We start from the raw sequence: 13478 nt of genomic DNA on the forward strand, positions 1-13478 counted from the left end.
CGCACCCCTGTAGGAGCAAGGCTTGCCCGCGATTGGGCCTTACACGGTCCAGCGGATGGTCAGCGGCGTCAGTACTGACGCCATCGCAGGCAAGCCGTGCTCCTACAGGGGCGGTGTGGTGTCAGGGATCAATCACCACTCGGCAAAACTGCCATCGGCATGGCGCCAGATCGGGTTGCGCCAGCGGTGGCCGACCGCTGCGCGTTCGATCACGTATTCCTCGTTGATCTCAATCCCCAGGCCCGGGCCATTAGGGATCTTCACGAAGCCTTTGTCGTAGTCGAACACCCGCGGATCTTTCACGTAGTCGAGCAGGTCATTGCTCTCGTTGTAGTGGATGCCCAGGCTCTGTTCCTGGATGAACGCGTTGTAGCAAACCGCGTCCAGTTGCAGGCACGCCGCCAGCGCAATCGGCCCCAACGGGCAATGCAGCGCCAGCGCCACGTCGTAGGCTTCGGCCATGTTGGCGATCTTGCGGGTCTCGGTGATGCCGCCGGCATGGGACGCATCCGGCTGGATGATGTCGACGTAACCTTCGCTCAGCACACGCTTGAAATCCCAGCGCGAGAACAGCCGCTCACCGAGGGCAATCGGGGTGCTGGTCAGCGGCGCCAGTTCCTTCAGCGCTTCATAGTTTTCGCTGAGCACCGGCTCTTCGATGAACATCAGTTTGTACGGATCAAGCTCCTTCATCAGCACCTTGGCCATGGGTTTGTGCACCCGGCCATGGAAGTCCACGCCGATGCCGACGTTCGGCCCGACCGCATCACGCACGGCCGCGACGTTGGCCAGGGCCAGGTCGACTTTCTCGAAGGAGTCGAGAAATTGCAGTTCTTCGGTGCCGTTCATTTTCACGGCGGTAAAGCCACGGGAAACCGCTTCTTTCGCCGCACGAGCGGTGTCCGCCGGACGGTCACCGCCGATCCATGAATACACACGAATCTTGTCGCGCACCTGACCGCCCAACAAATCACTGACCGACACGCCCAAGGCCTTGCCCTTGATGTCCCACAGCGCCTGATCGATACCGGCCAACGCGCTCATGTGGATCGCGCCGCCACGGTAGAAGCCGCCGCGATAGAGCACGGTCCAGATGTCCTCGATATTGCGTGGGTCTTTGCCGATCAGGTAGTCGGACAATTCTTCAACGGCCGCCGCAACGGTGTGGGCACGGCCTTCAACCACAGGCTCGCCCCAACCGGTCACGCCCTCGTCGGTTTCAACCTTGAGGAAGCACCAGCGCGGCGGAACGATGAAGGTGGTCAGTTTGGTGATTTTCATCTTGTGCTCTCTTTTTGTAGATGCAGCTCTTATTAGAGGCAGCGCTCACAGCGCCAAACAGTCTTAGCGAAGGGCTTTCCAGGCGGCCACGTAGGCCTTGGCGTTGACGGCCACGTCCTCTGGGGTCATTCCCGGTTTGAACAAGCCGGAACCGAGACCGAAACCTTTGACGCCCGCGTCGATAAACACCTGCATGTTGTCCGGCGTGATGCCGCCGACCGGCGCCAGAATGGTCCCGGCCGGCAATACGGCGAGCCAGGCTTTGACGACGGCCGGCCCCATCTGCTCGGCGGGAAACATCTTCAGCACGTCGGCGCCTTCGGCCAGTGCGGCGAACGCCTCGGTCGGTGTCGCCACACCCGGCGACAGAAACAACCCCGCCGCTTTCGCTGCGCGCAGCACTTTCGGATCGCTGTGCGGCATGACGATCACTTGGCCGCCAGCGGCTTTCACCAGCTCGACCTGCTCCGGTGTCAGCACCGTTCCCGCGCCGATCAGGCAATCGGCGGGCAAGGTACTGCGCAGGATGCGGATGCTTTCGTACGGTTCAGGGGAATTGAGCGGCACTTCGATGACGCGAAATCCGGCGGCGTACAGGACTTCGCCGATGGCCGCCGCTTCTTCCGGGCGCAGGCCGCGCAGGATCGCGATCAGGCCGTTTTGCGCCAAGGCGTGTTTGAGCATGTCAGACCTCCAGTCAGGTTTAACGGGATGGGTTGGAAGTGATCAGTGCGGCGGCGAGTGCCAGTTGCCACAACCCGCGTTCGGTGGCTTGTTCGGCCAGCGTCACCCGGGCAAATCCGCAGGCGTCGAGGGCCCGGCTGTAGCGGGCACAGAGTTGGGCATTACCGATGAGGACGATCGAAGGCAGGTGCACGCTGTTGCGTCGACGCCGCTGGGCCGTCGCCAGCGCCGCCAGCTCATGACCGATCAACAAGCCCGACAAATAATCCGCCTGGGCCGTGGCGCTCAGTTCGCCGGTCAGTCCGAGGCTGCGGGCACTGAACACCGTCGACAGCGGGCCGATCTCGCCGTCCGCCGACAACGCCACTTGCACCCCACGATCAAAAGCCTGGCCATCTAAGGACGCGCCTTGCTGCTGGGTGCGCCCCAGAATGCTGTGTTCGCTGAGCACGGCGAAGATTTCGCCGGTCATGAAGGTATCGAAATGCACGATGCAGCCATCGGCCACTTCCACCCATTTCGAATGACTGCCCGGCAGGCCGATCAACAGATCGTTGCCCGCCTCGCTCGACAGGGTTTGCAGAACACCCAGCACCTGGGTTTCTTCGCCGCGCATCACGTTCGGCAATCGCGACCGCTGAATCACACCCGGCACGATGTGCACATCGACACCGCGAAGACTGCGTACTGTTTGTAGGGAAGTTCCGAGAGTGGCGACGTTCGCCGGTGTATCGCGGTAAGCCGCTTCAAGCCAACCCTGGGCGCTGCCGACCATGCCACAGGCAATCACCGGCAAATCCGGCTGCGCATCGAGCCAGTCACCGCAGGCCTCATCGAAAGCCAGTTCAAAACCGTCAGCGCACACCTGACCGGCAATCACTCGCGGCGTGTTGGGCAACTGCATGATCCCCGACGACAGCGCACGCTGTTCGAGCACCTGGCCACTGTCGGCGAGTTTGTAAGCACGTAATGAGGTTGTCCCCCAATCGAGCGCGATCAATTGCGCCAGCATCGCTTCACCTGTTTTGTTTATTGGCAGTGAGTGAGCGGGACTATAAACCCGGAAGCGGGATAATCTCAATATATAAATATCACTCCCATATATTGGGATGCATGCAAAAAAAATCGCAGCTCATGGCTGCGACCTTTTAACCGACAAGGCTGACGATCAATGGCCCTCGGCAAACTCGCGCAATACCTTCCCATCCATCCGATACCGCACCCACTCCTCCTGCGGCTGCGCACCCAGCGATTTATAAAACTCGATCGCCGGTTTGTTCCAGTCCAGCACGCTCCACTCAAACCGTCCGCAATCATTGGCGCAGGCGATTTTCGCCAGGTGGCGCAGCAAGGTTTTGCCGGCGCCGCCGCCGCGCTGTTCGGGGGTGATGTAGAGGTCTTCGAGGTACAGGCAGTTGCTGCCAAGCCACGTGGAATAGCTGAAGAAGAACACCGCGAAGCCGATCGGCAGGCCGTCACGCAGGCAGATCAGGCCATGGGCGGTGGCGCCTTCGCTGAACAGGCTGCGTTCGATGTCCGCGACGCTGGCGATAACTTCGTGGCGGGCACGTTCGTAGTCGGCCAGTTCAGTGATGAACCCGAGGATTTGCGGAGCATCGCTGGGGGTCGCCGGGCGGATCTCGATCGTCATGGGACGTGCCTTCGTCAAAGGTTGAAAAACGCCATACTAAGTCGCCACGCGGCGCTCGTCACACTGGAAATTCAAAGCTGATCTGTAGAGCATGTGTAGCAGCTGGCGAAGCCTGCGTTCGGCTGCGCAGCAGTCGTAAAACCTGAGCACGCGGTTTTCCTGTAACACCCCATTGTCTGATCTCACGACTGCTGCGCAGCCGAACGCAGGCTTCGCCAGCGGCTACAACACTTACACTTCAAAGGACTGTTATGACAATTCATGCTTTCTCCCCTCTGCAAACCCTTGCCGCTCAATTGCTGCCCCATGCGCTGGAACCCTCAGAGGACGGCGCCCACGATCTGTCGCATTTGCAGCGGGTCTGGCACACCGTGCGCACACTTCACGCGCAAGAAGGGGGTGATCTTGAGGTGCTGCTGGCAGCGGTGCTTTTGCATGATTGCGTGGCGATCGAGAAGAACTCGCCATTGCGATCGCAAGCGTCGCGAATGGCTGCCGAGAAGGCGTGCGGCGTGTTGGCCGACCTGCATTGGCCAAACGAACGAATCCGCGCAGTTGCCCACGCCATCGAAGCGCACAGCTTCAGCGCCAACCTTCCCCCCACGTCACTCGAAGCGAAAATCATGCAGGACGCCGATCGCCTCGACTCCCTCGGCATGCTCGGTGTAGCGCGCACGTTCTACGTGGCCGGGCGCATGGGCAGCGCGTTGTATGACCCGTTCGACCCGGAGGCGAAGCACCGCGACTACGACGACACGCGTTTTTGCCTCGACCATTTCCAGACCAAGCTGCTGCACCTGGCGGACGGTTTCCAGACCCCGACCGGTCAAGGCCTGGCGCAGATCAGGCATGCACGATTGAAGGGTTTCATGGAGCAGTTCAAGGAAGAGATCGGCGCCTGCTGACGGCAATACTCCGGCCAGCACTAACCCTGAAATCGGTAACCAGGGACCTAACATCGACGCCATGCGTGATAGATAGAGGACGCTCACTTCTTTCGGGTCAAGGAACCGTTTCATGTCCAGCGCAACACCCCCAGTCTCCGGCCGGTTGTTCGGCTTGTTTTGCCTCGCCAGCTATTTGCTGTCGCTGTCCTATGGCTCGACCTTTTTGCTGTCGTTGCTGATCGGCTCACGCGGCGGCAATGAACACGATGCCGGCAGTGTGATTTCGGCCGCCATGCTCAGTACCTTCGCTGCGGTGATTGTCTCCGGGCACTTGTCCGATGCGCTCGGCGCTGCGCGTTCGATTGCCGTGTTTGGCGTGTTGCTGGCAGCGGCCAGCCTTGGTTTCGCCTTGACGCCTGGCTTCGGCAATCTGCTGTTGTTTTTCGGACTTCTGCTGGGACTGGGTTGGGGCGTGTTCTATACCCTCGGGCCGATCATTGTCGCCAGTCTGGTGACGCCGGCCCAACGCGCGAAATACTTTGCGCTGCTGTCGGGCAGCATGATGACCGGGATCGGCAGCGGGCCGTTGCTCGGCCGGGCGGCCAGCGCGCTCGGCTATCCGGTGACGGCAGCGTTTTACCTTGCTGCGCTGGCCAGCCTGATCGGTGTTTTGCTGTTCTGGCGACTGGATGCACAGCTGAAAAAATCGCCCGCGCCGTCTACTTCGGCCGCCAGGATTTCCTGGCGGGCGACGGCGCAGGTGCTGTCGTCCAAAGCGGTGTTCCCGATCATCATGGTCGGCCTCGGCGGGTGCGTGTTCGGCGGGCTGTCGAGCTTCCAGACCAGTTACGCCGCATCGCGTTCGCTGGACTACTCGCTGTTCTTTTTCGGCTTCATGGGCGCGGCGATCAGCAGCCGGATGCTGATTGCCGGGATCGTGGTCAAGCGCGATCCGTTGCGGGCCTCCTGCCTGTTGTCCGGCCTGATGATGGGGTCGATAGTGATGTTTGGTTTCGTCGTCGACAGCGGGTTCAGCTATGTGTTGGCGGCCGTGATGCTTGGGGTCGGATACGGGCTGACTTATTCGGTGATCAATGGCCTGGCGGCCAACGAAGCGCCGCATGGCACCACGTCGCAAGCCTTGTTGCTGTTCAGCCTCTGCTACTTCATCGGCGTGTTTGGCTTTCCGTTGCTGGCAGGGAAAATCATCGTCGAGCAAGGCATGCCGGCGCTGCTGATGACCGTGCTGGCAGTGGCCTTCGTCAACTGGTCGATCACCGTGGGCCGGTTGATCTGGCGTCGGGTGGCAGCACCTAAAGTCGTGCAGCAGGCCTAGACCATTCGTCGTTCATGAGGCACCAATCCAGATTGGGGCGGACCAACATCAGGTAAGGACTCTATTAAATGGAGACGATGCCATGATCCTGTCCAGGTTGACCGCCCTCGCTCTCGCCACGCTGATGTCCTGCGCCACATTCGCCGCCACCTTCGCTGAAGGCACAGGCCCGACCAACCCGGTCGAGGGCCCGAAGGCACCCGCTATCCAGAGCGCCCCCGGCATGAACACCAATGGCACAGGTGTCGACAGCAGCCTGCCGCCCTCCACCGGGACGGACCCGAGGACTCAGGGCAATGACGCCGGCCGCCAGGGCGGGTTGAATTTGCCGGACACCAAGACACCCAGCGAAGGCGGTCTCGGTTCGAGTGATAGCTCCGGTAAAAAAGGTGGCCTCAGCCCATAACGATCAACATCCCTGAAGCCAGGAGAAATCCCATGCCTCGTGGAAGCAAAGACATACCCTGATCGAGGCGTTGCGCAATGCTGGGTAAGGTCAGAATAGCGGTTGAATCCACTGGCCCCTTCGCGGGCAAGCCCGCTCCCACAGGTTCGGTTGTGAACACAAGAATTGTGTTCGACGACGTTCATTGTGGGAGCGGGCTTGCCCGCGAAGGCGATAAATCAGACGCCAAACGTCTCGCGAATCAACGCATCCACTTCATCCGCCATCGGCGAAGTCGCCGGCCCCCACCGTGTCACCGCCAACGCCGCGGCCGCATTCGCCCGGCGTGCCGCCTCCAGCGCCGACAAGCCTTGCGCCAATCCGGCAACAAACACCCCGGCATGTGCATCACCGGCGCCGTTGCTGTCTACTGCCGCCACCTTGAAACCCGGCACATGCTGACGATCGCCACGCTGGCTGATCCAGCACCCTTGCGGGCCATCGCGAACCACCATCAGCACCTCGGCTGGCAGATGATCGACCAAGCGATCCAGCGCCTCGGCAATGTCCGGCGCGCCGGTAAAGCGCAGCGCTTCGACACTGTTGCTGGTCCAGATATCGATGCGCGCCAGCAAGGCTTGCATCAATGGCTCATCCGGCGAATCCACCAGCGGGCCCGGATCGAACATCACAGTGATCTCTTTCGGCAGTTCCAACACCCAATCCACCAGCGCCTGAGCCTTGCCAACCTGCAGCAGGCTGTAGCCACTGACGTAGACAAAGTCGCCCGCCTGCGCCGGCACACTTGCCAGGTCGCCAGCAGTCAACTCGCCTTCGGCACCGATGTAGGAAATGAAACTGCGCTCGGCCGACGCTTCCGTCACCGCGACGCACAATCCCGTGTCCCGTTCAGCGCGGTGGGCGATGCCGATCCGGATGCCTTCAGCGCTCATCGCCTCACGCGCCAGGTCGCCGAAACGACCAGTGCCGTGACGTCCGAGGTAAACCACGGCCAGGCCATTACGCTGCGCGGCAGCCATCACATTGAAGCCACCGCCGGCTTCGAAACTGGCGGACCGGGCCAATACATCGCCGCCCGCCTGCGGCAGTTTATCCACGGCCATGACCAGGTCGATGATGACCTGGCCGGTGTGCAGCAATCTAGGCATGAGCATTCTCGGTCATGGCGGCGCGGCGATCTTTTGCGCCGCCGAGTACCCAGTAGATCCCGCCGGCCACCAGGAAGGTTACGATCCAGCCCAGGCCGTTATGACCCAGCCACGAATCGGACAGGAAGCCGCGGAACCACACAGTTTGTTCGGTGGTGCCGATGGTGGTGAAACTGAAGCCCAGCACGATCGCCACCGCCCACGCCCCGAACGCGCGCCATTCGATACCGCCGCTGTACCAGTAAGCGCTGCTCGGGCTGACGTCGAGCAGATCTTTGGGGCTGTAGTAGTGACGGTGAATCAGGTCGACGACGAAGATCCCGACCCACGCGGTGATCGGTACCGCCAGCAAGGAAATGAAGGTAATGAACGGGCCGTAGAAGCTGTCTGCAATCAGCATGAAGTAGATCGAACCGGCGAAGATCGCGACGATATCGACCACCACGGCGTGCACGCGCTTGACCTTCAGACCGAGGGTCAACGTGGTCAGCCCGGCGGAGTACACCGACAGGTTGTTCGACAGCAGTAACCCGCCGAACGCCGTGATCAGGTACGGCACCGCCATCCAGGTCGGCAGCATGTCGCGGATCGCGACGATCGGGTCGGTGGCCGAGGCCAGGTCGTTGTTACCCACCGACAGCAGGCCGCCGAGGGTGATCAGCAACACCAGCGGAATCCCCGCGCCGAACGCTGCCGAGGCCACGAGGCGCACGGCTTTGACGCTGCGATGCTGGTAGCGCGACATGTCGGCACCGGCGTTGGCCCAACCGATCCCGGTGCCGGCGGCCATGGTGCCGACGCCGATGATCATCGCGCTCAACGGCGCCGGCGTGGCGTTGAACACCGCACTCCAGTCGATGGTGGCGCAGAGGAAACCGCCGACCAGAATGTTCAACGCGCCGAACACCTAAGTCGCCCACTTCTGGATCACCAGCAACGTCGCGTGGCCGAGGCCGGACACCGACAACGTCAGCAGCACGAAAATCGCGATAAACACCAACGTCAGGACCGGCGCGCTTTTGGCTTCTACCGGCGAGCCGAACAGGATCGAGCAGAGCGACAACAGCACGAACGCGGCGGTGGTGGTGTTGACGGTTTCCCAACCCAGACGCGACATCAGCGAGACCAGGGTCGGACCGATGTTGCCGCGCACACCGAAGATCGCGCGCGACAAGGTCAGGCTCGGTGCGCGACCACGACGGCCGGCGATGGAGATGATCCCGACGACGGCGAAGGAACCGGCGGCGCCAAGGATCGCGACGATGATCGCCTGCCAGATCGCCAGCCCCCGAAACGCCACCAGCGTGGCACCCAGCGGCAGGCCGAGGATGGAAATGTTCGCGGCGAACCAGACCCAGAACAGTTGCAGCGGATGACCGTTGCACTCCGCTTCCGGCACCGGTTCGATGCCGCGTGTTTCCAGTTGCCCGGCACTTTGCCCGGCGGTTGATGAACTCATGAAAATGCTCCTGTTGCCATTTTTGTGGTTGTGGGCAATGACGGAAGTTGCGGTGGAAAATTCAAATAGGTGGCGCGCCCATCGCGGGCAAGCCCGCTCCCACAGGGGATGCATCGTACTTGTGGGAGCGGGCTTGCCCGCGAAGGCGTCAGCGCGGTCAGCGCAAGGCCAACAGCCCCTGCACCAACGGTTCCAGCTCCAGATCGTTGACCGCTTTGACCGTGTCGATCATCGCCGCTGGCCAACTCCCGAGGCCCAGGCAGGCCCCGAGCATGGCGCCGAGAATCGCCGCGATGGTGTCGGTATCGCCGCCTAAACCGGCGGCCATGCACACGGCTTCGAAGGCGCTCATCTCGCCGATGGCCACTTGCTGAGCCAGGGCAAACGACACCACCACCGACTCCTGCGAGGCTACCGAAGTACCGATCACGTCATACAGCAGATCTGCCAGCAAAGCCTTGTCACTGTCGACACTGATGCTGCGCGCCCAACTGATGCGCGAAGCCATCCGCCCGCCCGCCACCCAGTGGCCATGACCTTCGGCTTTTTGAGCGATTTGCTGACCGAGGTTCAATGCCTCGCCCAGGTCCATGCCATTGATCCCGGCCGAAACCACCGCCGCCACCGCCGCTGCGCTGGAGATGCCCAGCGTGGTGTTGTGGGTGACCTGACAGGCCTGCACCACGGCGTCGATAAAGCGCTCAGGGTCGGCGACATCCGCCGCAATCCCGATCGGCGTAATACGCATCGCGGCGCCATTGGTGGTGCCATAGCGCCCCGCCTCTTCAGGCGAATGACCCGCCAGGATCATCTCGATCGCCCGCTTGGTCGAAGGCCCGAGCAAGTCTTGCGAGCCCTTGGCCTGCATCTCGGCTTCCCATTCGATCAGGCGTTGCGCAAGCATCGACGGCTCGATCCTGCCCTTCCCTTCAACCAACAACTGCCCGACCAGCATTGCCTGTTCAGTGTCGTCGGTGATCGAACCTTTGGGCATGTTGGCGGCGATGGGTTGATCGGGGCCGGCATCCTGCAAATCGGTGATTTCGCCGAAGCGGGCCTTGATCTCGGTACGGCTCAGCGATTGGGTCGGCATGCCCAGCGCGTCGCCCAGGGCCAGTCCGTAGAACGCGCCCAGGGCACGATTGAGCGCGGTCATGAAGAAGTTCCAAATTGCAGGTGCAGGCGAAAATGCACGGGGTCGAGCAGGCTTTCGACCTGTTCCATGAAGCGGTTTTGCCGGTCGTAGGTGGTGCGCAACGCTTTGAGGAACACCGTGCCGACCGGACGGCCCAGCAACTCGGCGTCTTCGGCATTCAAGGGTTCTGCGCCGATCCATTGATCGCCGCGCTCGCCGATGTAGCCGTAAGCGGCCAGAGTGATGGTCAGGGAGTTGTCGATCAGGCCAACACGCGGCAGGCTTTCCAGGCCTCCAGTGGCGGGCATCAATGAGCGTTCGAGGGAAACCAGCGTGCCGTCGTTGGAGCGGCGACGACGGTCGAGGGTGATGAACTGGTCGGTGCCAAAGCGTGGCAGCAGATCGGGACGGGTGACCGCCTCCAGCCGCAGCACTTCGGTGTTGATCAGCGCGCCGCTGTCGGCCAGTGCCTGCGCCCAGCCACTGCGCTGATCGAGCACCACACCGTCGAAGGTGACGATGGAACCGACCCCGCTTTGCGTCGCGATGTAGTTGCGCCGTTTCAACTCGGCCAGGGCTTCACGCAGCGTACCTCGGCTGACTTTGAATTCTTGAGCCAACTGATGCTCGCCCGGCAGCAGAAAGCCGTCCTCCATGAGGCCGCTTTCGATGCGCCGGATGAGTTCGTCGACCACCCGTTGTTTCTTGTCAAATCGTACCTGTCTAATCATGTACAAAGTGATAACCGAAACGGGCGACGGCGGGCAAGGGATATTTCAGGGAAGTGACGGGAGGCGCCGCACCTGATCGTTCCTACGCTCCGCGTGGGAATGCCTCAACGGACGCTCTGCGTCCGCTCTTGGGACGCGGAGCGTCCCTGGCTGCGTTCCCACGCAGAGCGTGGGAACGATCAGTCAGCAAGAATCTCAGCGTTGCTTGAGGCGGTCGATGACAACGGCCAGCAGCAAAATCGAACCGCGAATCACGTACTGGTAAAACGTGTCGATGTTCTTCAGGTTCATCGCATTCTCGATGATCGCCAAAATCAGCACCCCGGCAATCACGTGCCGGATCATGCCGATCCCGCCACTGAGCGACACGCCGCCCAACACACAGGCCGAAATCACCGTCAGCTCAAAACCCTGGCCAATCATCGGCTGGCCGGAGGTCATGCGCGAAGCCAGAATCACCCCGGCCAACGCCCCGATCACGCCATGCACGGCAAAGATAATGATCTTTGTCCGATCAACGTTGACCCCTGCCAGCAAGGCCGCTTCCTGGTTACCGCCGATGGCCATGGTGTTGCGCCCATAGGTGGTGTAGTTCAACAGCCAGCCGAAAAACAAAAAGCAGACAATGGTGATCAGGATCGGCACCGGCACGCCAAACAACTGGCCGTTACCGAAGACGAAGAACTGCTCTTGCGAAACGCCGACCGCTTTACCGTTGGCGAAGATGTACGCCAGACCGCGAACGATTTGCATGGTTGCCAGCGTGGTGATCAACGCGTTGACCCGCAACTTGGCGATCACGATCCCGTTGATCAACCCGACAATCAGCCCCATGAACAGCGCCGCCACCACACCGAGAAATACGCTGTTGGTGTCGCGCATCACCACTGCCGCCACCACGCCGGCGCAGGCAATCACCGAGCCCACCGACAAGTCGAAGTGCCCGGACGCCAGGCAATACAACATCGTGCACGCGGCAATCCCGGTGGTCGAAATCGCCAGGCCCAGGCCGCGCATGTTCAGCGGCGAGAGGAAGTTGTCGATCAGCAACGTACACAGGACGAAAATCCCGACCGCCGCCAGCAGCATCACCCAGTCATCGAGAAAGCGCCGCAGGTCGAGCGGTTTGCGCTGGGTCGGCAAAGTGTTGTTTTGGGTTGTCATCATAGTCACCTCTCAGTTCGCCACGCCGTCAGCGCGTTGGCGCGGCAAAGCCAGTTGCAGCAGATTGGATTCGTTGGCCTCGGCGCGAGACACCTCGCCGCGCATCGCGCCTTCGCAGAGCACCAGAATACGGTCGGAAATGCCCATCACTTCCATCAGGTCGCTGGACACCACAATCACCGCGATGCCGCTTTCGGCCAGGTTATGGATGATCTGGTAAATTTCGGCTTTAGCACCAATGTCGATACCGCGAGTCGGTTCATCCAGCAGCAGGACTTTCATCGGCATCGATAGCCAGCGACCCAGAATGGCCTTCTGCTGATTGCCGCCGGACAGGTACATGATTTTTTGCTGGGCGCTCGGCGTCTTCACCTTCAGCGCCTTGATCTGTTTGTCGGCGTTGCCCTTTTCCCACAGGCCACGCAACAGGCAGCCGAAGGTGGAGTGCGCACCGCGAGCGCTAATGTTGATGTTCTCGGCGACACTGGCGAGCGGCAGGATCCCCTCCTTCTTACGGTCCTCAGGGCACAGCAGCACACCGGCCGCGATGGCATCGCGGGGTGAACGCAGTTTCAATTCATGGCCCCGTAATTCCAGGCGCCCGGCGGTGTTGCGCTCCAGTCCGCTGAGCAAGCGGAACAACTCTGTGCGCCCCGCGCCGACCAGGCCGAACAACCCCAGGATCTCGCCTTTGTGCGCCTCGAAACTGACCGGTTCACGCAAGCCTGGCCCCAGCAGTCCTTCGACTTTAAGCGCCACTGCACCCCGTTTCCGGGGTCGGTAATCGTAGATGTCCTGAATATCGCGACCGACCATGCACGTGACCAATTGATCGTGGGTCAGCTCGCGCATGTCTTCGAACGTGCGTACGTAACGGCCGTCCTTGAACACCGTCACGGCGTTGCAGATGCGGAACACTTCTTCCATGCGATGGGAGACGTAGAGCACCACTTTGCCTTCATCGCGCAGGCGCCCGATGATCGCCATCAAACGGTCGATTTCTCGCGCCGACAGGCTGCTGGTGGGTTCGTCGAACGCGATCACATGAGCACCACGGGACAGTGCCTTGGCGATTTCCACCAATTGGCGCTGACCAAGGGACAGGCGCCCGACCTTCTCTTGCGGATCAATTTCATCGGCCAGCCCCTTAAGACAGGCCAGCGCTTGTTGGCGCAAGGCGCCGCGATTGATCAAGCCGAAACTGGCAGGCAGATGCCCCAGGAACAGGTTTTCCGCGACGGTCATTTCGGGCACCAGGTGCAGCTCCTGATGGATCACCGCGACGCGGCTGGCGATGCTGTCGGCGGTGGACTTGAAGACCATCGTCTGCTCGCCGATCTGCAGGGCGCCACTGCTTGGAGAGTAGGCGCCGCCGAGTATTTTCAGCAGCGTGGATTTGCCGGCACCGTTTTCGCCCATCAAGGCGTGAACCTGCCCCGGATGCGCGACGAAGCTGATGCCATCCAGCGCCTTCACGCCGGGAAAGGTCTTGCCGATCCCGTTGAAACGCAGGCTGCCGCCAACGCTGTGTTCGTGTGTCTGTAGTTGCGCGTGCATAAAACCACCTCTTCACACAGGTCAGGCAGCCCCGTCGCC

The 13478-nt window shown here is 61.5% G+C and carries 12 protein-coding genes and 1 pseudogene; 3 read left to right on the top strand and 10 right to left on the bottom strand.

Features of this window, described 5'->3' with window-relative positions; translation table 11 throughout:
• Positions 1–132 precede the first annotated feature (132 nt).
• From dgoD to LOY55_RS22465, 4 genes are all read right to left on the bottom strand, one after another.
• Positions 133–1281 (bottom strand): galactonate dehydratase, encoded by a 1149-nt coding sequence (dgoD, locus tag LOY55_RS22450; RefSeq protein ID WP_007903915.1) that lies wholly within the window; start codon positions 1279–1281, stop codon positions 133–135.
• A gap of 63 nt (positions 1282–1344) precedes the next feature.
• Positions 1345–1965, bottom strand: a complete 621-nt coding sequence (locus LOY55_RS22455) for a 2-dehydro-3-deoxy-6-phosphogalactonate aldolase (RefSeq protein WP_046031710.1) — start codon at positions 1963–1965, stop codon at positions 1345–1347.
• Between the two features lie 19 nt (positions 1966–1984).
• Positions 1985–2977: a 2-dehydro-3-deoxygalactonokinase gene (locus LOY55_RS22460; protein ID WP_223522267.1), complete on the bottom strand. Its 993-nt coding sequence runs from the start codon at positions 2975–2977 to the stop codon at positions 1985–1987.
• Between the two features lie 156 nt (positions 2978–3133).
• Complete coding sequence (locus LOY55_RS22465) at positions 3134–3616, bottom strand: GNAT family N-acetyltransferase (RefSeq protein WP_109785221.1); 483 nt, start codon at positions 3614–3616, stop codon at positions 3134–3136.
• A gap of 251 nt (positions 3617–3867) precedes the next feature.
• On the opposite strand from LOY55_RS22465, the gene LOY55_RS22470 reads away from it, so the two are divergent.
• The 3 genes from LOY55_RS22470 (at position 3868) to LOY55_RS22480 (ending at position 6245) form a co-directional block, all read left to right on the top strand.
• Complete coding sequence (locus tag LOY55_RS22470; protein ID WP_109785220.1) at positions 3868–4521, top strand: HD domain-containing protein; 654 nt, start codon at positions 3868–3870, stop codon at positions 4519–4521.
• Between the two features lie 112 nt (positions 4522–4633).
• The gene (locus LOY55_RS22475; protein WP_223522266.1) at positions 4634–5839 is read left to right on the top strand and encodes an MFS transporter; all 1206 of its coding nucleotides are present in this window, start codon (positions 4634–4636) and stop codon (positions 5837–5839) included.
• 82 nt (positions 5840–5921) lie between these two features.
• Positions 5922–6245 (top strand): hypothetical protein, encoded by a 324-nt coding sequence (locus LOY55_RS22480; RefSeq protein WP_077431553.1) that lies wholly within the window; start codon positions 5922–5924, stop codon positions 6243–6245.
• 218 nt (positions 6246–6463) lie between these two features.
• Here LOY55_RS22480 and LOY55_RS22485 read toward each other — a convergent pair whose 3' ends face one another.
• The 6 genes and pseudogenes from LOY55_RS22485 to araG form a co-directional block, all read right to left on the bottom strand.
• Complete coding sequence (locus LOY55_RS22485) at positions 6464–7393, bottom strand: PfkB family carbohydrate kinase (protein ID WP_258666806.1); 930 nt, start codon at positions 7391–7393, stop codon at positions 6464–6466.
• A pseudogene (locus LOY55_RS22490) lies at positions 7386–8852 on the bottom strand (purine-cytosine permease family protein). Before LOY55_RS22490 ends, LOY55_RS22485 begins: the two are co-directional and overlap by 8 nt.
• A gap of 157 nt (positions 8853–9009) precedes the next feature.
• Entirely contained in the window at positions 9010–10008 is a 999-nt protein-coding gene (locus LOY55_RS22495) for an ADP-ribosylglycohydrolase family protein (RefSeq protein ID WP_258666809.1), read from the bottom strand.
• Entirely contained in the window at positions 10005–10718 is a 714-nt protein-coding gene (locus LOY55_RS22500) for a GntR family transcriptional regulator (protein ID WP_046031700.1), read from the bottom strand. Before LOY55_RS22500 ends, LOY55_RS22495 begins: the two co-directional genes overlap by 4 nt.
• A 195-nt stretch (positions 10719–10913) precedes the next feature.
• Entirely contained in the window at positions 10914–11882 is a 969-nt protein-coding gene (araH, locus tag LOY55_RS22505; protein WP_046031830.1) for an L-arabinose ABC transporter permease AraH, read from the bottom strand.
• Between the two features lie 12 nt (positions 11883–11894).
• Positions 11895–13439 carry an L-arabinose ABC transporter ATP-binding protein AraG gene (gene araG / locus LOY55_RS22510; protein WP_046031699.1) on the bottom strand — a complete coding sequence of 515 codons (1545 nt, stop codon included), beginning with the start codon at positions 13437–13439 and terminating at the stop codon, positions 11895–11897.
• Positions 13440–13478: the final 39 nt, after the last annotated feature.

Origin of the sequence: Pseudomonas sp. B21-040 (assembly GCF_024748695.1) — a bacterium.
In the GTDB taxonomy this organism is placed as follows: Bacteria; Pseudomonadota; Gammaproteobacteria; order Pseudomonadales; family Pseudomonadaceae; genus Aquipseudomonas.

Coding starts and splice junctions, on each gene's coding strand:
- dgoD (WP_007903915.1), bottom strand. CDS start 1,281: ATGAAAATCACCAAACTGACCACCTTCATCGTTCCGCCGCGCTGGTGC.
- LOY55_RS22455 (WP_046031710.1), bottom strand. CDS start 1,965: ATGCTCAAACACGCCTTGGCGCAAAACGGCCTGATCGCGATCCTGCGC.
- LOY55_RS22460 (WP_223522267.1), bottom strand. CDS start 2,977: ATGCTGGCGCAATTGATCGCGCTCGATTGGGGGACAACCTCATTACGT.
- LOY55_RS22465 (WP_109785221.1), bottom strand. CDS start 3,616: ATGACGATCGAGATCCGCCCGGCGACCCCCAGCGATGCTCCGCAAATC.
- LOY55_RS22470 (WP_109785220.1), top strand. CDS start 3,868: ATGACAATTCATGCTTTCTCCCCTCTGCAAACCCTTGCCGCTCAATTG.
- LOY55_RS22475 (WP_223522266.1), top strand. CDS start 4,634: ATGTCCAGCGCAACACCCCCAGTCTCCGGCCGGTTGTTCGGCTTGTTT.
- LOY55_RS22480 (WP_077431553.1), top strand. CDS start 5,922: ATGATCCTGTCCAGGTTGACCGCCCTCGCTCTCGCCACGCTGATGTCC.
- LOY55_RS22485 (WP_258666806.1), bottom strand. CDS start 7,393: ATGCCTAGATTGCTGCACACCGGCCAGGTCATCATCGACCTGGTCATG.
- LOY55_RS22495 (WP_258666809.1), bottom strand. CDS start 10,008: ATGACCGCGCTCAATCGTGCCCTGGGCGCGTTCTACGGACTGGCCCTG.
- LOY55_RS22500 (WP_046031700.1), bottom strand. CDS start 10,718: ATGATTAGACAGGTACGATTTGACAAGAAACAACGGGTGGTCGACGAA.
- araH (WP_046031830.1), bottom strand. CDS start 11,882: ATGACAACCCAAAACAACACTTTGCCGACCCAGCGCAAACCGCTCGAC.
- araG (WP_046031699.1), bottom strand. CDS start 13,439: ATGCACGCGCAACTACAGACACACGAACACAGCGTTGGCGGCAGCCTG.